The 19,145-nt window shown below is 34.0% G+C and carries 22 protein-coding genes; 1 reads left to right on the forward strand and 21 read right to left on the reverse strand.

Annotated elements, in window-relative coordinates:
* Positions 1-12: 12 nt before the first annotated feature.
* The 20 genes from atpG to ACFHWD_RS05025 form a co-directional block, all read right to left on the reverse strand.
* Positions 13-864 (reverse strand): ATP synthase F1 subunit gamma, encoded by an 852-nt coding sequence (gene atpG, locus ACFHWD_RS04930; RefSeq protein ID WP_150357549.1) that lies wholly within the window; start codon positions 862-864, stop codon positions 13-15.
* 24 nt (positions 865-888) lie between these two features.
* Positions 889-2,400, reverse strand: coding sequence for a F0F1 ATP synthase subunit alpha (atpA, locus tag ACFHWD_RS04935; RefSeq protein WP_150357551.1), 1,512 nt, complete (start codon positions 2,398-2,400; stop codon positions 889-891).
* Positions 2,401-2,404: 4 nt separating this feature from the next.
* On the reverse strand, positions 2,405-2,950 hold the full coding sequence (locus tag ACFHWD_RS04940) for a F0F1 ATP synthase subunit delta (RefSeq protein WP_150357553.1): 546 nt from the start codon (positions 2,948-2,950) through the stop codon (positions 2,405-2,407).
* A gap of 2 nt (positions 2,951-2,952) precedes the next feature.
* Complete coding sequence (locus ACFHWD_RS04945; RefSeq protein ID WP_150357555.1) at positions 2,953-3,432, reverse strand: F0F1 ATP synthase subunit B; 480 nt, start codon at positions 3,430-3,432, stop codon at positions 2,953-2,955.
* A gap of 58 nt (positions 3,433-3,490) precedes the next feature.
* Entirely contained in the window at positions 3,491-3,736 is a 246-nt protein-coding gene (atpE, locus tag ACFHWD_RS04950) for an ATP synthase F0 subunit C (protein WP_106008346.1), read from the reverse strand.
* Between the two features lie 41 nt (positions 3,737-3,777).
* A complete protein-coding gene (locus ACFHWD_RS04955; RefSeq protein ID WP_150357557.1) occupies positions 3,778-4,461 on the reverse strand; it encodes a F0F1 ATP synthase subunit A in 684 nt (227 codons plus the stop codon).
* A gap of 17 nt (positions 4,462-4,478) precedes the next feature.
* Entirely contained in the window at positions 4,479-4,856 is a 378-nt protein-coding gene (locus tag ACFHWD_RS04960) for an ATP synthase subunit I (protein ID WP_150357559.1), read from the reverse strand.
* Between the two features lie 327 nt (positions 4,857-5,183).
* Positions 5,184-6,362: an acetyl-CoA C-acetyltransferase gene (locus ACFHWD_RS04965; protein ID WP_150357561.1), complete on the reverse strand. Its 1,179-nt coding sequence runs from the start codon at positions 6,360-6,362 to the stop codon at positions 5,184-5,186.
* A 163-nt stretch (positions 6,363-6,525) separates the two neighbouring features.
* Positions 6,526-7,674 carry a non-hydrolyzing UDP-N-acetylglucosamine 2-epimerase gene (gene wecB / locus ACFHWD_RS04970; RefSeq protein ID WP_150357563.1) on the reverse strand — a complete coding sequence of 383 codons (1,149 nt, stop codon included), beginning with the start codon at positions 7,672-7,674 and terminating at the stop codon, positions 6,526-6,528.
* A 15-nt stretch (positions 7,675-7,689) separates the two neighbouring features.
* Positions 7,690-8,718: an MraY family glycosyltransferase gene (locus tag ACFHWD_RS04975; protein WP_229980679.1), complete on the reverse strand. Its 1,029-nt coding sequence runs from the start codon at positions 8,716-8,718 to the stop codon at positions 7,690-7,692.
* Between the two features lie 43 nt (positions 8,719-8,761).
* Complete coding sequence (locus tag ACFHWD_RS04980; RefSeq protein WP_150357567.1) at positions 8,762-9,178, reverse strand: dCMP deaminase family protein; 417 nt, start codon at positions 9,176-9,178, stop codon at positions 8,762-8,764.
* Positions 9,179-9,517: 339 nt separating this feature from the next.
* Positions 9,518-10,147 carry a uracil phosphoribosyltransferase gene (gene upp / locus ACFHWD_RS04985; protein ID WP_150357569.1) on the reverse strand — a complete coding sequence of 210 codons (630 nt, stop codon included), beginning with the start codon at positions 10,145-10,147 and terminating at the stop codon, positions 9,518-9,520.
* Between the two features lie 68 nt (positions 10,148-10,215).
* A complete protein-coding gene (rpiB, locus tag ACFHWD_RS04990) occupies positions 10,216-10,665 on the reverse strand; it encodes a ribose 5-phosphate isomerase B (protein ID WP_150357571.1) in 450 nt (149 codons plus the stop codon).
* A gap of 83 nt (positions 10,666-10,748) precedes the next feature.
* Positions 10,749-11,207: a low molecular weight protein arginine phosphatase gene (locus ACFHWD_RS04995; RefSeq protein WP_150357573.1), complete on the reverse strand. Its 459-nt coding sequence runs from the start codon at positions 11,205-11,207 to the stop codon at positions 10,749-10,751.
* A 44-nt stretch (positions 11,208-11,251) separates the two neighbouring features.
* Positions 11,252-12,304, reverse strand: coding sequence for an L-threonylcarbamoyladenylate synthase (locus ACFHWD_RS05000; protein ID WP_229980681.1), 1,053 nt, complete (start codon positions 12,302-12,304; stop codon positions 11,252-11,254).
* Between the two features lie 62 nt (positions 12,305-12,366).
* Entirely contained in the window at positions 12,367-13,029 is a 663-nt protein-coding gene (locus tag ACFHWD_RS05005) for a ZIP family metal transporter (RefSeq protein ID WP_378060945.1), read from the reverse strand.
* 122 nt (positions 13,030-13,151) lie between these two features.
* Positions 13,152-13,787 carry a hypothetical protein gene (locus ACFHWD_RS05010; protein WP_229980683.1) on the reverse strand — a complete coding sequence of 212 codons (636 nt, stop codon included), beginning with the start codon at positions 13,785-13,787 and terminating at the stop codon, positions 13,152-13,154.
* Between the two features lie 97 nt (positions 13,788-13,884).
* The gene (gene prfA / locus ACFHWD_RS05015) at positions 13,885-14,958 is read right to left on the reverse strand and encodes a peptide chain release factor 1 (protein ID WP_150357581.1); all 1,074 of its coding nucleotides are present in this window, start codon (positions 14,956-14,958) and stop codon (positions 13,885-13,887) included.
* 101 nt (positions 14,959-15,059) lie between these two features.
* Positions 15,060-15,932, reverse strand: coding sequence for a peptide chain release factor N(5)-glutamine methyltransferase (gene prmC, locus ACFHWD_RS05020; protein WP_179978131.1), 873 nt, complete (start codon positions 15,930-15,932; stop codon positions 15,060-15,062).
* 24 nt (positions 15,933-15,956) lie between these two features.
* Positions 15,957-16,967 carry a DUF1385 domain-containing protein gene (locus ACFHWD_RS05025; RefSeq protein ID WP_179978132.1) on the reverse strand — a complete coding sequence of 337 codons (1,011 nt, stop codon included), beginning with the start codon at positions 16,965-16,967 and terminating at the stop codon, positions 15,957-15,959.
* Positions 16,968-17,240: 273 nt separating this feature from the next.
* Between ACFHWD_RS05025 and rpmE the strand changes: the two genes are divergently transcribed.
* Positions 17,241-17,453 (forward strand): 50S ribosomal protein L31, encoded by a 213-nt coding sequence (gene rpmE / locus ACFHWD_RS05030; protein ID WP_150357586.1) that lies wholly within the window; start codon positions 17,241-17,243, stop codon positions 17,451-17,453.
* Between the two features lie 72 nt (positions 17,454-17,525).
* Here the strand turns inward: rpmE and rho are convergent, their stop codons facing one another.
* Positions 17,526-18,956: a transcription termination factor Rho gene (gene rho / locus ACFHWD_RS05035; RefSeq protein ID WP_378060947.1), complete on the reverse strand. Its 1,431-nt coding sequence runs from the start codon at positions 18,954-18,956 to the stop codon at positions 17,526-17,528.
* Positions 18,957-19,145 lie beyond the last annotated feature (189 nt).

Consider the following 19,145-nt stretch of genomic DNA (forward strand, 5'->3'; position numbering starts at 1 on the left):
CAACGTCCCTCCTTACTTCAGAGCTTCTGCTCCTCCAATTATTTCGGTTATTTCTTGTGTTATGGCGCTCTGTCTTGCTCTATTGTATTTGAGATTCAAATCACTGAGTAAGTCATTTGCATTTTTAGTAGCCCCATCCATTGCTGTCATCCTGGAAGCTTGCTCGCTAATCTTTGAATTTATCATACAATTAAGTATTTTCTGCTTTAAGTGCAGAACCACCATATCATCTATCATCTTATCTGCAGATGGTTCAAATTTTATAAGAAAATTTCTCTTTTCACTTTTGTTACTCTCCAGCGGGAGTAATTTTTCAACAATTACATTCTGTCTAACTGTAGAAATAAATCTAGTATATACTATATTAACTTCTCCAACTTTACCACTTCTATAAAAATCCAGGGCTTTATACACTATAGTACTTGCCTCTTTTACCGTAGGAATATCGGGAATATCCACATATTCTGCCTCTGTACTGTACCCAAGTCTCTTAAAATACATTCTGCCCTTTTGGCCTACAGCTATCAAAAGAGAATTATCCCTCTCTTTTGATATAACGGCATCTGTTTCATTTACAACATTCACATTGAATCCCCCACATAATCCCGTATCTGAATTTAAAGTTATGTAGAGCTTATTATTGGAACCATTGCCCTTTATATAAATATTATTTTTCTCAGCTTCTAAAACAATTTCATTTACAATAGAATTAAAAAGTTCACAATATTTATTATTTACCTCAAGCTTTCTTCTAACTTTTCTAAGTTTAGAGGTGGCAATAAGTCCCATGGCCTTTGTTATCTTTTGGGTACTAGTTATTGATTTAATTCTTCTTTTAATTGTAACAAGTCCTGCCCCTGCCATACTTCACCTCCCGCAGAGCAAATATCACTCTGCTAAAAATATTTTTTTGAATTCTTCTACAGCACTGCCAAGTTTGTCACTGAGTTCATCCGATAAAATCTTCTTTTCCAGAATTTCCTTTCCAATTTCACCATGATGAGTATCCATGTAATCAAGAAATTCTTCTTCAAATTGGGAGATCTTTTCAACAGGTACATCCATTATATAATTTCTGGAAGCAGCAAATAATATCATTACCTGCTTTTCTACAGGCATTGGTTTATATTGAGGCTGCTTCAGTATTTCCGTCAATCTCTTTCCTTTTTCAAGCCATCTCTTTGATTCTTTATCCAGGTCAGAACCAAATTGAGCAAATGAAGCAAGTTCTCTGTATTGGGCTAAATCGATCCTCAGTGTTCCAGCAACTTGTTTCATAGCTTTAATCTGCGCATTACCTCCAACTCTAGATACTGATATTCCTGCATTTATTGCCGGTCTCTGCCCTGCATAGAAAAGCTCTGTTTCAAGAAATATCTGGCCATCTGTTATTGATATGACATTTGTCGGTATATATGCAGTAACATCGCCTGCCATAGTCTCTATTATAGGAAGTGCAGTAAGAGAACCTCCTCCTAGTTTGTCTGAAAGTTTTGCCGCCCTTTCCAAAAGTCGTGAATGAAGGTAGAATACATCTCCAGGATAGGCTTCCCTTCCTGGTGGTCTACGAAGCAGCAGCGACATCTCTCTATAGGCAACAGCATGTTTAGACAGATCATCGTAGATAATAAGTACATCTTCTCCCTTATTCATAAAATACTCACCCATAGAACATCCTGCATAAGGGGATATATACTGAAGCGGTGCTGATTCCGACGCAGATGCAGATACAACTATGGTATAATCCATGGCACCTGTTTCCACTAAATCATTCACTATATGCGCTACAGTGGATTGTTTCTGTCCTATAGCCACATAAATACATATCACATTTTTTCCCTTTTGATTTATTATAGTATCCATAGCAATGGCAGTTTTACCTGTCTGCCTGTCTCCTATTATTAACTCTCTCTGTCCTTTACCAATTGGTATTATGGAATCTATTGCCTTTATTCCAGTCTGGAGCGGTTCTTTAACAGATTGTCTTGTTATAACTCCGGGTGCAACCAGATCTACAGGTCTAGTTTCACTGGTTTTAATAGGACCTTTCCCATCTATAGGTTGGCCAAGGGAATTTACCACTCTACCCATAAGGGCATCACCCACAGGTACTTCTACTACCTTACCAGTCCTTTTGACTGTATCTCCTTCTTTTATTCCCTCTTCAGAACCTAAAAGAACACAACCTACATTATCCTGTTCAAGGTTTAAAGCCATACCATAGACATCATTTGGGAACTCTAAAAGTTCTCCAGACATACACTGGTTAAGGCCATAAACTCTGGCAATACCATCACCAATTTGAATTATTGTACCTGAATCAACTGTCTCTATTTTTTTTTCATATTTTTGTATTTCATCTTTTATAATTGAAGTTATCTCTTCAGGTTTTACGTTCATAGGCTCACCTCTGTTCTCCTTTAAGCATTATTTTTTTCATTTCAGAAAGTTTTGACCTTATAGTACCATCAATGACTTCATTATTTACATCTACATAAACTCCGCCTATAATACTTGGATCTATTTCTTCTTCAATCAAAATTTTTTTATTAAATTTTTTTTCTAATTTCTGAATCAGATCTTTTTTCTCATTGTCTTTCAATGGGATAACTGTCTTTACTTTTGCGACAACAGTATTGTGTTTTCCAAGATATATATCCTTCATTTCCTTGAGTTTTCCATCTAATTGCTTGATTCTTCCCTTATCTATAAGAATCAATAAAAATGAAAGAATATCTTTATTTACTCTATCTTTAAATATTTCTGTAAACATCCTTCTCTTATCTGCTGTGCTGACCTCAGGATGTTCCATAATCTCCAAAAATTTAGTATCCTTATTTATGATATCTACGACCTGTTTTAATTCCTCCAGGTACTCCTTTACTTTCCCCTTTTCCTCCGCTATCTCATAGAGTGCAAGAGCATACCTTCTATCTAAATATTCATACATAATTAGATACCTACCTTAGCTATAAAATCCTCAATAAGTTTCCTGTGCTGCTTTTCATCAATAGAACCCTCTAAAGCTTTTTCAGACACTAAAAGAGCCAGATCAACCACCTGATTTTTTATCTCATCCTGTGCCTTTTCTCTCTGTCTATCCGCCTCAATCTTTGCCCTGTTTAATATAAGTTGAGCCTCTTTATGAGCATCACCTAATATATCTTCAGAAACTCTCTCGGCTTTATTTTTATAATCTTCAACAATAGTTCTACCCTCTATTTTTGAATTTTTCAACAATTCATCGTGCTGAGCTACCAGTTGTTTTGATTTTTTTTCATTTTCAACAGCATTTTTAATTCTAGAATCAATTTCATTTTGCCTATTAGTGAGGGTAGTATCCACAGGTTTAAAAAAGAAATGTTTTAAAATAAAATACAATATAATAAAATTTATTATTGTTATAACAACTCGAGTCAAATCAATTTGCATACTGAACTTCAATCCTCCCCTCTAAAATTATATGTAAACTGGTGAGGTATAGATATAATCAAACTCTAAATACTAAAATAAGAGCTATCAGCAAAGAATAAATAGCTGTTACTTCTGATAAAGCAGCACTTACAAAAAATGTACTCAATATCTTACCACTTGCCTCTGGCTGTCTGGACACACCTTCAACTGCTTTTGCTGCAGCATTACCAACTCCAATACCTCCTCCTAAACATCCTATAGCAGCTAATCCTGCACCAATTGCTGCCATTCCCGATATGAATGTATTTGCATCTAAATTCATAATAAAAAATCCTCCTTAAAATAAATATTGAATATAAACCATTATTCTTCAGCTATAACCTTTATATTCATTACTGTAAGCATAACGAATACTATCATCTGTATAGAACCATCAAATAAATCAAAAAAAGCATGTAAGGGAATCGGTATCAATAATTGAGAAAACCATGCTATATTCCCTAGTCCCTTATACACCATTCCAATAATTACAGCACCTGCTGTTAAATTACCAAACAGTCGAAGACTCAGTGAAACTGGTAGGACTATTCTCTCTACAATATTGAGTGGCAGCAATGGTACTGCTGGTTTAGCATAAGCACTAAAATAACTTTTAAGCCCTTTTTTCTTGATAGCATTGTATTGAACTAGAATAAAAGTTATAAGTGCAAGCCCCACTGCCACACTCAGATCCTCTGTTGGAGCCCTTACACCTACAATAACAGGAGCGATATTCATCACCAATATATATATCGCAAGAGTTCCCACATATGGTATAAATGATACATACTCTTTTCCCATATTATCCTTTACAAGATTTTGTATTGATTCTACAATGATTTCAATAACAGTTTGCTTTTTATCAGGTACTTTTTTCATACCATTAGTGAAAATTTTTGCCAAAATGGCTAAAATCACAATAATAACCCATTGTACCATAATGCTAGAAGTTATTGGAATTTTAAGTGATCCCAAATGTATTAGGAACAATGGCGAAAAGCCTTCCACTTCATCACATCCCCTCTTTATTCTATATTGTTTTTATTACTTTCTATAACTGAATATATATATACTCCCAATAAATGAGAAGTATAGCCAAATAAATAGGCAATGGTGTTATTTTTATTGTAAGAAAAAATAACATATCCTATGCCCGCCGCAATGACAATTCTCATGATGAAACCTATGATATATAATGAACTAGACGAATTGGGAAGCTTTTGAAATACGAAGCCTCCCACTACAGCATTTATAAAAAAATTAAAGATTGCCACCAGCATTCCTATCAATGTAAATAATCCATAATTTTTAAAAATCAACTGTATTAGGCAGGCCATTGCAACAATAAATATTAGATTGATGATGGACACCTTTTTCACCATACTCAAAATATGTTTATCCATTAAGTTCCCCCGTGCAGAAATAAACTAATAAAATTATATACCTTAAAAATATAATCTAAAAGTTCTATTTTTTCGATTAATTGATTGTTTTTATGTAATTTTCGTCAATTTATATGATCTTAACCCATAATTGCTTATTAAATCTATGCTTTTTTAAATTATAATTCAATATAGTATATTATTTACTTAAATACATTACAACTGTATGATTTAATCATACAATTATTACAAAAAAAACACAAGGGTTATGTATTTCACAAATTAATTTTGCTAAAAAACATAACCCTTGCGTCTATGTTATAAATTTTACATTATTAAATACAAATTTTATCTCTCAACTATTATGGCAGTACCCATTCCACCACCTATACACAATGTTGCAAGGCCTTTTTTAGCATCTCTTTTCTTCATTTCATAAAGCAGTGTAGTAAGTATTCTTGCACCGGAACATCCAACTGGATGTCCAAGAGCTACTGCTCCGCCGTTTACATTTACCTTGCTCATGTCAAATTTTAAATCTTTAGCCACAGCTAAACTCTGAGCCGCAAATGCTTCATTTGCCTCTATCAAATCCAGGTCCTCTACCTTTAAATTAGCCTTTTCCAATGCTATTTTAGTTGCATAGAAAGGACCATAGCCCATTATCTTAGGATCCAAACCTCTTGTCCCATATGAAACGATCCTTGCCATTGGCTCTATTCCCAATTCTTTTGCTTTGTCTGCGCTCATCACAACTAATGCTGCAGCTGCGTCATTTATTCCCGAAGCATTTCCTGCTGTAACAGTTCCATCCTTTTTAAAAGCCGGTTTTAATTTGGATAAAGTTTCGACTGTAGTTCCAAATCTAGGGAACTCATCTGTATCAAAAACTATTTCTCCCTTTTTTCTATCTTTTATGGTAATTGGAACTATTTCATCTTTAAATCTTCCGCTCTTTATAGCTTTTTCTGCTTTTTGTTGAGATGACGCTGAAAATTCATCCTGCATTTCTCTAGTTATATGCCACTGTTCAGCTACATTCTCTGCAGTAATTCCCATATGGTAATTGTTAAAGGCATCAAACAAACCATCTCTCAACATGGAATCCACTAATTTCCCGTCGCCCATTCTAGCTCCCCATCTAGCGTTTTCAAGTAAATATGGAGCAGCAGACATGTTCTCCATTCCTCCAGCAACAACTATATCATCATCTCCAACTTTTATGAGCTGAGCTGCTAGACTAACTGCCCTAAGACCTGAACCACAGAGTTTATTCAAAGTAAATGAGGGAACTTCCACAGGAATACCTGCATATACAGCAGCTTGTCTTGCTGGACTTTGTCCAAGACCCGCCTGCAATACATTTCCCATTATAACTTCATCTACGAGTTCTGGTTTAATATTTGCCCTTTTTACTGCCTCTTTTATAACTGCAGTACCTAATTTTACTGCAGAAACATTTTTTAAACTTCCCCCGAATTTTCCTATGGCAGTCCTTGCAGCACTTACAATAACTACATCTCTCATAATTAATCCTCCTAAATTAAATTATCTATTTCTAATTTACAAAGTTTTCTGTCATCCTCTTTATTATACTAGCTAATTAGACTTTTATCAATATTTTTGTTAAAAAAAACACAAAGATTTTAGCTTTAATAAGGTAATCCCTGTCAATTTCCAAATAAAAATTTTATTGAAACTCCTTATATTCGCCACTTTCTATATTAAAATACTGTAAAATAGCTGCTGCTATTCTTCCAGATGCTTTACCATCCCCATATGGATTTATGGCTCTGCTCATTACATTGTATTCATCTTGATCCAATATAAGTTCATTTGCCAATTTAACTATGTTATCCTCATCAGTTCCGGCCAATTTCACTGTGCCCGCTTCTACAGCTTCTGGTCTTTCAGTTACATTCCTAAGTACCAACACAGGTTTTCCAAGATGAGGTGCCTCCTCTTGAAGACCACCTGAATCAGTCATGACCATATAGCATTTATTCATCAAATTATGAGTTTCTTTTGTGTCCAGAGGCGGCAGTAAATGTATCCTTGGAATATGATCCAATATTTTATACACCACGTCCTTTACTATTGGATTTAAGTGCACAAGATAAATAACTTCTACTTCGGCATTATCCTGAACAATTCTTTTAAGTGCATTACAAATATTTCTAATTCCCCTGCCCCAGTTCTCTCTTCTATGAGCAGTTACCATTATAATTTTTCTGTTATCATAGTCTATCTGATTTAGTTCATTATTGTTAAATACATAACCTTTTTCCACCGTAAAATTCATAGCATCTATAACTGTGTTCCCTGTAACAAATATTTTATTTTCAGGTACCCCTTCTTTCAGAAGGTTATTTTTAGAACCTGTGGTTGGCGCAAAATGCAGGTCAGCTATAGCTCCAGTAAGTTTTCTATTCATTTCTTCGGGAAAAGGAAAATATTTATCATAAGTCCTTAGGCCAGCTTCCACATGGCCTACTGCTATTTTCTTATAAAATGCCGCCAGAGCTCCTGCAAAAGTGGTAGTAGTATCTCCATGAACAATAACTAGATCCGGCTTTTCTTCATCAAATATATTTTCAAGCCCCTGAAGCACCCTGGTAGTTATTCCCGTCAAGGTTTGTTTACTCTTCATTATGTTCAAATCAAAATCCGGTTCAATTTTAAAAAGCTCCAAAACTTGATCAAGCATTTGTCTGTGCTGAGCTGTAACACAGACTTTATTTTCTATATTCTCTATGTTTCCAAGCTCCTTAACTAGGGGAGCCATCTTTATTGCTTCAGGTCTTGTGCCAAATATTGCAATACTCTTGATCTTTTTCATATAAAATCCTCCATTTTACTCTCTATGTTTAAAAAAACCAGCTTTCCAGGCTATCAAGATTAAAATAATCATTACTATAATCAGCAAAAAATAGGATCTCTGCGCATTTATCTCCATGGCTACTATGGAAAAGCTGCCAAGAACTGCACTTATAATGTACATTATCATAACCGCCTGTTTCTGGGTAAGTCCCATATCCAGGAGCCTATGGTGCAAATGTCCCCTGTCTGCCTGCATGATAGGCTTCCCATTTATCTTTCTCCTCACCATAGCAAATAAAGTATCGTAGATTGGTATTCCCAAAGCAAGAATGGGCACAGCTATAGAAAAAGCAGCTGCAGATTTAACAGCTCCCTCAATAGATATAGCTGCAAGTAAAAAGCCCAGTAATTGTGCTCCTGTATCACCCATGAATATAGATGCTGGATTAAAATTATAAGGCAAAAAACCTGCTGTAGCTCCTGCTAATATAATTGTAAGTATGGCAGCTTCGTTTCTTCCATTCAGTACAGCTATAATAAAAATAGTTATGGATGATATAAGTGCAATGCCTGCAGCCAACCCATCTAATCCATCTATTAAATTCAATGCATTGGTAATTCCAATCACCCAAATCAGTGTCAGTGGAATTGACATTATACCTAAATTCACAAATTGGTACAATCCACTGAATGGATTGGTAATCAATACTATCTTAATTCCATAAACTATTAAAATCAAAGTTGCTGCCAATTGAAATAATAATTTACACCAGGGCTTTATATTGAACTTGTCATCTAGAAATCCTCCTATTACTATTACAGTAGAACCCAATATAAGGCCAATTTCAGAATTTGTAAGCCTGCCTAATTTTAAAAATAGAGTGACCATAAAAGAAATGTATATGGCCATTCCACCTAAAAGTGGTATTGGTTTATTATGTACCCTCCTATTATCTTTAGGAATATCCACAATTTGTAATTTTATAGCATACTTTCTAACAAGTGGTGTAATAACAGCTGAGAGTGCTGCTGAAACTACTGCAAATAAATATAAATTATCCATAACAACCTTCCTCAATCACATCTTTTGTTCTTTAGATATTATGTTATTCTGCTCTTTTTAAACATATTAATTCAATTTGCGGTGCTTTTTCAAACCAATTAATTTCAGGTTTGTAATCTTCAGAATACACCACCCTCTTAATACCACAGGTAATTATCAATTTTTGACATTCTGGACACGGCATATGAGTCACATACAGCGTTGAATTTTCTCTATCTTCTGGCGATACTTCTAGCAAACAATTCACCTCTGCGTGAATTGTCCTTATACAATGATTATTTTTAAGATAACATCCAACCTCATCACAATGCTCTAATCCTCTGGGACTTCCATTATAACCAGTACCCTTTATTCTTCTGTTTTTAACAAGAACTGCCCCCACATGCAGCCTAGGGCATGTACTTCTTTCCGCAACCTCAAATGCTATATCCACGAAATAATTATCCCAATCTTTTCTCATCGACAAATATCTCCTTGCTTCATAAGAATATACTATATATTATAAACTATTGAATGATATTTTAAAACAATTGATGCTGCTTTTTAACAGGTATCCTCTTCAATACTTCCTGCTAATTTATCCGAACGCTACCATTGCTAATACTCCAACTTCTTAAAGCTTACGATAAGCACTGCTACGCGTCTGGATAAGTTCTTCTAAGGTTCAGGTGGAGTAAGCATTCCTTATAAGCAAACTCTATCTGAACCTAAGAATCACTTGATCTCTATCTTCAATATGCAAAAGCCCACCTATATTACAGTGGGCTCTAGAACATTGTCCAGTAAGCTAAAAGGCCTATCACTTCGTTCCATATAATCTATCTCCAGCATCACCAAGACCTGGTACTATATATCCATTTCCATTTAATTCTTCATCTATAGCTGCGGTATATATATGTACATCAGGATGAGCTTCCACTACAGCCTCAATCCCCTGCCTTGCAGCTATCAAACACATAAGTTGTATATTCTTTGCACCCTTTCTCTTTAACATAGATATAGCATCTATAGCTGACCCACCTGTCGCCAGCATCGGATCAGTCACTATTATCTCTCTCTCTCCTATATCCTGCGGCAATTTACAAAAATATTCTACAGGCTTTAACGTGGTCTCATCCCTGTAAAGTCCTATATGACCTACTCTTGCTGCAGGTATAAGCCTTAATATTCCACTTACCATGCCAAGTCCTGCTCTCAATATAGGTATTACAGCCACTTTTTTCCCGGAAAGCATTTTACAGGTTGTCTTTCCTATAGGAGTCTCTATTTTCACATCTTCTGTCTGAAAATTTCTAGTTACTTCATAGGCCATAAGCATAGCCACTTCCTCTACAAGATCTCTAAAGTCCTTAGAACCTGTATTTTTGTCCCTTATCAAAGCTAATTTATGCAATACAAGGGGATGAGTTATTTGTGTTATGTTATTCATTTCAATTCCTCCAATTTAATAAATGAATATTTTACAGTTTAAAATTATAGTCTAAAAACAGTAATAGTCTATTTACTATATTTTTTTTCTATTTCAGTAATTTTATCTATTCTTCTTTGATGCCTGCCCCCCTGAAACTCAGCAGATAAAAATGTATCCACTATATCAACTGCAAGCCCTGAACCTGTTACTCTCTGTCCCAGTGCAAGTATATTTGCATTGTTATGTTCTCTACTGGCATGAGCACTAAAAGTATCTCCACAAAGTGCCGCTCTTACTCCCGGTACCTTATTAGCGGCAATGCTTATTCCAATACCAGTGCCACATATAAGTATGCCGAAATCATAGTTCTTATTGGAAACTTCTTCTGCAACTTTTAGTGCATAATCAGGATAATCACAAGAATCCTCTGAAAAAGTACCAAAATCTTCAAATTTCATATCTTTTTCCCGCAAGTATTTCATTACTTCCTTTTTTAACGGAAATCCGGCATGATCACTCCCTATAGCGATTTTCATAAAAAATACCTCCTAAAATATATTATTATTTGATCCTCAACATTATCTGAGCACATACCCGCAAAAAAAGAAGATAATAACATCTAATCAATGCCCATATCTTCTTTTAACTTATTTACTAACAATAAAATGCTATTTTCCAACTGACTATATGTATGTTCATACTCAACAATACTTTTTCCAAAAGGATCCTCTATATCCTCCTTTAAAGAAACAAATTCATTTAAAGTATAGATTTTATTTCTGAATTGATGAAAATTTTTCTGCAGTATATCTTTTATATGTGAAGTCATAGCCAAAACAATCATTGAATTCTTAACCATATACTGATTTACCTGAACAGCTTTTCTATTACTTATGTCTACATTTAAATTTTTCTTTATAACCAATGCAGAATTTTTAGAAGCCACACTATTATCAAATGCCATTATACCTGCAGACAAAGCTTTTACATCCGTCATATTACCTATGGAATTGAATATAGCCTCTGCCATACAACTTCTGCAAGTATTACCTGTACAAACAAACAGTATGTTTTTCACAAACCAGTCCCCCTAAAGTAAAAGTACCCTATGAACAGTATACCTTACACCTTCATAATATCAAACCCTGCAGATTTATTTAACCTATTCATCACAGCAACCCCAATACCTTTTTCTTCAAAAGCTTCAGACAATATAATATCAACTTTTTTATCATCGAAACTCCTAAGGGTTTCAAACAAATTCTTAGACACACTAAGCATATTACTTCTACTACCTAAAGAAACTACTAATCCCTTTTTATAAAAATCTTTTGTTTCATCCGTAGCAATTACCCCTACCACTTTATTTTCATCTATATAATTTTGCACCATTTCATTAATTTTTGCAATAGTTTTTTTCAAATCTCCGTTGACTATTTTTACCGGAGCATTGGGAGCATAGTGTCTATATTTCATTCCGGGTGCTTTAGGTCTTATGTTCTTATCCGGTTTTTTCATAACTGCAGGATCTATATAAACTTCTCTATCTATTTTCCTCAACATTTCAAGTGTTATTCCACCTGGCCTTAATACACAGCTAGGTGTAACTGTACAATCCACTACTGTAGATTCCACCCCCACCTGGCACATCTCTCCTCCCAATATAAAATCCACTTTCCCATTTAAATCTTCTATACATCTTTCAACATCTGTTGGACTTGGACGTCCGGATATATTGGCAGACGGTGCTGCAATGGGAACTCCTGATTTTTCAATAAGTTTTCTAGCTATTATATTAGATGGCATTCTAATTCCCACACTGGGAAGTGATGCACTGGTAGCATCCGGTATAATAGATGATTTAGGAAGAATTACAGTCATAGGTCCAGGCCAAAACTTCTTCATAAATCTATAAGCTATATCCGGTATATCATGCGTCAAAGTTTCTATCTGTTTTATATTCCATATATGTACAATTAAAGGATTGTCCTGTGGCCTGCCCTTAGCTTTAAATATTTTCTTTACCGCTCTTGAATCAAGAGCGTTAGCTCCAAGACCGTAAACAGTTTCTGTTGGGAAAGCTACAAGCCCACCTTCTCTTATTATTTTTCCAGCCTCCTCAATAATCCCTTCATCTAAATTTGTCTCATCTATCATCTTTATTTTCGTATTCATCTGCTAATAAACCACCTTTTATTTTAAAACTACAAGTTTACTATTTTTTAAATGTACATAATTTACAATACCTGTACTATTATAAGCCCTAGGATAATACCACAGAGAGTACCAAGTGTACTTGTTACACCTTCCCATAGTTTTGAAGATTCCGGTATCATCTCTCCACATACCACATACAGCATTATTCCAGAAGCTATAGAAAGACATGCTCCTAACACATTTTGAGATATATTTGCTATGTACGTACCTGCAAAGGTTCCTAAAGCCGTTGGAAAAGCTGTTATAAAAGCATAAAAAAGTATCTTTGGAATTTTTACTTTAGATACCATAAGAGGTGCCGATACGGCAATACCTTCCGGTATATCGTGAATTGCAATTATAATACTCATCTTCAGTCCGAGGGTACTGCCTGCTGCAAATCCGCATCCCATTATTATCCCCTCTGGGAAATTATGGATCATAAGGCCAAGTGAAGCCATAAATGCCATTTTCATATGTTTATTGCTGCTGTTTATATTCACCTTTGCATCAATTGTGGAAATGATCACAATACCTAAGACTGCAAATATTATGGTCAGGCCAAAACTCCATTTTTCAACGGACTGGGGAATTAAATCAAATACTACTACAGATAACATTATTCCCCCTGCAAATCCTATTATAAAGCCCAGCAATTTATCAGACGGTTCTTTCACTGCCACACCTAGTGAAGCCCCTATCATAGTACCTGTAAGAGATACTAAACTCCCTATTGCTACTATGTCAATTAAATTTATACTCAAAAAATCACCTTATGCTTATTATTTATATTTCATATTTATTTTAATACTTCATAATATATGAATTATATTTTTATTTTTCCATTCTTCCAGGTGTAATTTTCTGAGTTCTGTCTATAAAATTTTATTTTTTCTACAGCTTCCTCTGTAAAATGCGCATAGACACAGCTTCTGTACACTGTATCTAAAAATGAATATTTATTCAATTGGCCTCTCTTTATTATAGTATAATAAAAACTCTCTTCAGGCCTTAAAATTTTCAGCTTGTTGTATTCATGGGCAACATAAGCATGTCTTTTGAGAAATTCTCTGTGTACGAGTACCATTCTATCACTTCTGAATTTAGATGTCGAAAGGAGAATAATTCTAAATTCACTTTCATCCGCATTTCTCCGCATATAGTTTTCCACATGCACCAGTACAATTTTATCACATATTATATTTAACCTTCCATTTTTTATTCCCATATTTACTTTCAACTTATATCCGTCATAAATAAAACTCAATGAAGAATTGTCAATTCTTATGATAATAGCCAAAAAAATAAGTGTTTCAAGCACTATAAGGTAAGTTATGTAAAATGTGTAAAATTTACCTGTCAAAATAAAATATCCCGGGAGTATAAAAAAAATAAGGCCTGTAGAAAGCAGAAGTATCTTATGGGATTTTTTTTGCTTCCTAATAGCTTTATCTATATTCATACTTTCCCGTTAAGTGGAGTTTAACGGTTGTTTCAGCTCCTTCCATCTTATATATTACCCCGTATTCCATACTTTCCATAATCATTTCACATATATGTTAGTTACTGCCAATGGCTTTCATTTTCTCCGCCTGATCTGAAGTTATAAGGGCATCTACTATTTCATCTATATCTCCATCTAGAAATGCATCCAATTTATATAGTGTCATTCCTATTCTATGATCTGTAACTCTTCCCTGAGGATAATTATAGGTCCTTATTCTTTCGCTTCTATCGCCCGTTCCCACCTGACTCTTTCTATCTTCTGCTATACTTGCATTTCTCTCAGCTTCTGCCTTTTCATAAAGCCTTGATTTAAGTACCTTCATGGCTTTTTCCTTATTCTTAAGCTGGGATTTTTCATCCTGACAGGATACAACAAGTCCCGTAGGTAAATGTGTAATTCTAACAGCTGAATCCGTAGTATTTACACATTGTCCCCCATGACCTGATGCTCTAAAAACATCTATTCTTATATCGTTTGGATTTACCACTACATCCACATCATCTACTTCTGGAAGTACTGCTACAGTTGCAGTAGAAGTATGAATCCTGCCGCTGGATTCTGTATCTGGAACTCTTTGAACCCTGTGAGTACCGCTTTCATATTTTAACCTGCTGTAGGCTCCCTTTCCTTTTACCATAAATACAATTTCCTTAAATCCACCTATATCCGTAGCATTTAAGCTTATGGTTTCTATTGTCCACCCCTTGCGCTCTGCATATCTGGTATACATTCTTGTAAGATTTGCCGCAAATAAAGCTGCCTCTTCCCCTCCTGCTCCACCTCTAATTTCTACAAATACATTCTTATCATCATTAGGATCTTTAGGAATAAGTAGAATCCTTAATTCATCTTCAATTTCATCTATGCGCTCTGTAAGATTTTTTACCTCTTCCTGTTCCATTTCCCTCATTTCTTTATCCGTTTCCTCTTTAAGCATATCCTTATTGTCTTCTAGATCCTGAACAGCCTTTTTATATTCCCTGTATTTCACAACCACTTCTTCCATTTCGGCATGTTCCTTACACAGTTTTTGCCATTCTTTTTGATTTTCTATAACCGCAGGATCGCTTATTTTAATGGATAATTCCTCATATTTATTTTCTATGAAATCAAGTCTTTCTAACATAATTTTTATCACTCCGTATAAACATTTTCACAATACATTATTATATCATAATACTTTTATTTATAGCAATAAACTTGGAAAACAGAAAATACCTGTTAAATTTACTCTATAATTTTTCCCCCAGCCACCGCACTGATTACTCTATCTTTCCCTGATAGGTCTTTGACACAGGATATATTTATAAAGCCGTATTTTTTCAATATACAGCTTACTTCATCTTTTTGATCATCACCTATTTCAAGCATAAGTACTCCCCCTTTATTTAAAACTGTCAAACTTTCTTTCGCAATTTCTCTATAAAAAACCAGCCCATCTTCTCCTCCACAAAGTGCTTCATAGGGTTCATAGTTTTTTACATCTTCCATCAATGTATCCATCATACTTTTTTTTACATAGGGTGGATTTGATATTATCATTTGAAATTTCATTTTATTTTCAATAAAATATTGAAGTAAATCACTCTTTATCACTTCAACTCTTTTTTGTAGAGAAAATCTTTTTATATTTTCAGTTGCAACCTTTAAAGCTATAGGGGATATATCACAACATTTTATATTTACATTATTTATAAACTTAGCTATAGACAATCCAATTGCCCCAGTTCCACAACACAGGTCACATATATTGTGAAAATTATTACTCCTTACTTTATCTAAGGCCTGTTCTACTAAAGTTTCTGTATCCGGCCTTGGTATCAGCACACCGGGTGTTACCAGAAAATTTAGCCCCATAAATTCACATTCCCTCAATATATATTTTACAGGCATCTTTTTTTCCCTTAACTCTATATATCTACGATAATCTTGGGCCTCCTTTTCAGTAACTTCATAATCGCCATTTATAAATATAAACAGTCTGCTCTTATTTATAGCCTTTCCCAAAAGAAGCTGTACATCCAAAATATAACTATTTATTTCTTCATTTTTTAAGATTTCATATCCATATTTTAAAAGTTCATTTATCTTATTTTTCATAAAAATTCTCTACTTTCATTGAATTCATTTCATTGTACTTTTACATATTCCCAGCTGTACTCCTTCTCTATCTACGCTTACTATATCTTTTATCTGTCCATCTTCATTATACTTGCTTTTTTCATCTTCACTTTCTATCCCCTCCGCATACTTCAGTGCCACAATGGCCACTTCCAATTGACTATAGTCTGGTTCCTCTGTAGTCAAATTTTGAAGCATAAGTCCTGGATAGGATAAAACCCTTGTTAAAAATCCATTGCTTTTCCCCATCCATCTTATAAGTTCATAGGTAACCCCTGATACTAGAGGCAATAATGTTATTCTACATAAGATTCTCTGCCAAATATTTCCCCATCCGGTTAACGAAAAAAGTATTATACTTACTATCATGACTAAAAATAAAAAATTTGTACCACATCTTGGATGAAGTCTGCCAAATTTAGCTGCATTCTCTGGAGTTAATTCTTTTTCATTTTCATAGCAAAAAATAGTCTTATGTTCGGCACCATGATATTGAAATACTCTTTTTATATCTGACATCTTACTTATCACATATATATATATCAAAAATATGGACACTCTGATTATACCTTCCACTATGTTAAGAGATATAGAACCGCGTACTCCAAATTTTTTAAATACATTTGCTGCAAAAGTCGGAAATATGAAAAATAACAAAATTGCTATAGTAAGAGATATAATAAGAGTTATACCTATGAGTACGGCTTCACTTTTTTCCTTAAATATACCTTCAAACCAATCATCAAATTTCGTAGGTTCCTCTTCTTCTTGAAAAAACGTTGCTGAATAATTCAATGTATTTATACCCACAATCAATGATTCTATTAAAGATACAAATCCCCTTATAACAGGTAACCCAAAAAATTTGTTTTTCTTACTATAGGGTATACTCTCCTCCCTGTTAACTACAATTTCACCATTGGATTTTCTAACAGCGATAGCTATACCGTGGATCCCTCTCATCATAACTCCTTCTATTACAGCTTGACCTCCAACAGATGTTTTTCTTGACATTGTATTCACCTCTCATGCAATCTATTTTATCTAAAGGCTTCACCTTCATTTTAAAGCTCAAAGTTGCAAAAATTAAATATCAACTCTTTATATAATCAAATATATTCTAACAGAGGTATTAAATATATTAAAGTATTTATTTGATTTCTCTATAATAAATTAGCCCTACTCACAGAAATTTTTGGCTGTTTGTTGACTTAGCACTATGCCTGTGTTATAATACAGGAGTTAAAATTAGAGTTTCGTCATATAAACTTGAAAGAGGTGAACAATATGAAAAAAGGCATACATCCAGAATACTATCATGATGCGGTAGTTAAGTGTGCATGTGGAAACACCTTTACAACTGGCTCCACAAAAAAAGAGTTAAAGGTGGAAATATGCTCTAAATGCCATCCTTTCTTCACTGGTAAACAAAAGATAGTCGACGCCGGTGGAAGAGTTGATAGATTCTTAAAGAAATTTAATTTGAAAAATGAAGAATAATTACAATAAAATATACAATTTCTCATTTTATTATAGGACCTGTCTTTAAGTATAAAAAGACAGGTCTTTATTCTAACGCTTATCTAATGATTTATTCAATTCCATCTTGCTTGCAATATTCATAAACTCTACATTATTCTTTGTTTTTGCCAATAGGTTTATTAGTTGTTCAGTAATATTTTGAATGTTGTCATCATATAGCACTTTTCTTATATTAAAAGCAGTTTCCCTTTCAAGTTGGCTTTCAAAAAGCAAATCCTCTCTTCTCGTACCAGACTTATATATATCTATAGCAGGGAATATTCTCCTTTCCTGAAGCTTTCTGTTTAAATGCACCTCCATATTTCCAGTGCCTTTAAATTCTTCAAATATCATATCATCCATTCTACTTCCGGTTTCAATCAATGCAGTAGCAAGTATAGTGAGGCTTCCTCCTTCTTCTATATTTCTAGCAGCACCAAAAAACTTTTTTGGCATTATAAGTGCTCCCGGATCCAAACCTCCTGAAAGAGTCCTACCAGTTGGAGTTATAGTCAGATTATATGCTCTGGAAAGCCTGGTGATACTATCCAAAAGTATTACTACGTCCTGACCTTGTTCCACCATTCTTTTGGTTCTCTCAAGCACCATATAGGCAACTTTAGTATGATGTTCCGGTTCTTCGTCAAAAGTAGAATAAATTACTTCTCCATTTATAGATCTCTGCATGTCAGTAACTTCTTCAGGTCTCTCATCTATAAGTAAAACTATAAGTTTTATTTCTGGGTGATTCTTTGAAATACTCTGGGCTATTTTTTTTAGAAGAGTAGTTTTGCCTGCTTTAGGTGGGGCAACTATAATTCCTCTCTGTCCTTTGCCTATAGGTGATATTATATCCATAAGTCTTGTAGACAGATTTGAACTTTGAGTTTCTAACCTTAATCTCTGATTAGGATATATAGGAGTGAGTGTTTCAAAAGGTTTTCTTCCAACTGCTCTTTCTGGATTCTCCCCATTTACTTTTTGAACGTACAGTAATGCTTTAAACTTTTCTCCTTCTTTTGGAATTCTAACTTTTCCGCATACCTCATCACCGGTTTTTAAATTGAATCTTCTTATTTGAGATGGGGATACATATATATCGTCAGGACCTGTAAGATAATTTTTACCTCTTAAAAATCCATAATTATTATTTTCAATTATCTCAAGCACTCCTCTTGCACTATCTGATTCGCTTATCATTTCCTTAAGCTTTTCTCTTTTTTCATCACAATTTATCCTTTGTTCCTGTGATTTAGATTCGTGAATTTTATTCTCTGATGTTTTTATACCATGTTCCAACTCCTTGTGTTTGCTTAACTCCTCATTTTTAGGGCTTATTTTCTCTCTAAGTACGATACCGTTTTTATTTATATAAGCAGGAGAAACCCTTTTTATTTCTTCAATTAATTCAGATTTTTTATATTTAGATATATTTTTGATCTCGAGGGCCTTTGCAATATCTTTCAATTTTGCAACTGTCATATTATCTATATCTTCACTGTTCAAAAAGTAACACCTCACAATTATTAAATTTTATATTTTAACGTAATCTTGGGAAAATCAAAATAAAATTGAAAATATAATATAAAAATACTATATTTATAAGTAAAGAATTCCTATTATAGAAAGGTTACATTTCAAAATACATTATACCCCTTTTTTAGACTTTAA

Origin of the sequence: Clostridium sp. MT-14, assembly GCF_042436595.1 — a bacterium.
GTDB lineage: Bacteria > Bacillota > Clostridia > Clostridiales > Clostridiaceae > Clostridium_B > Clostridium_B aromativorans.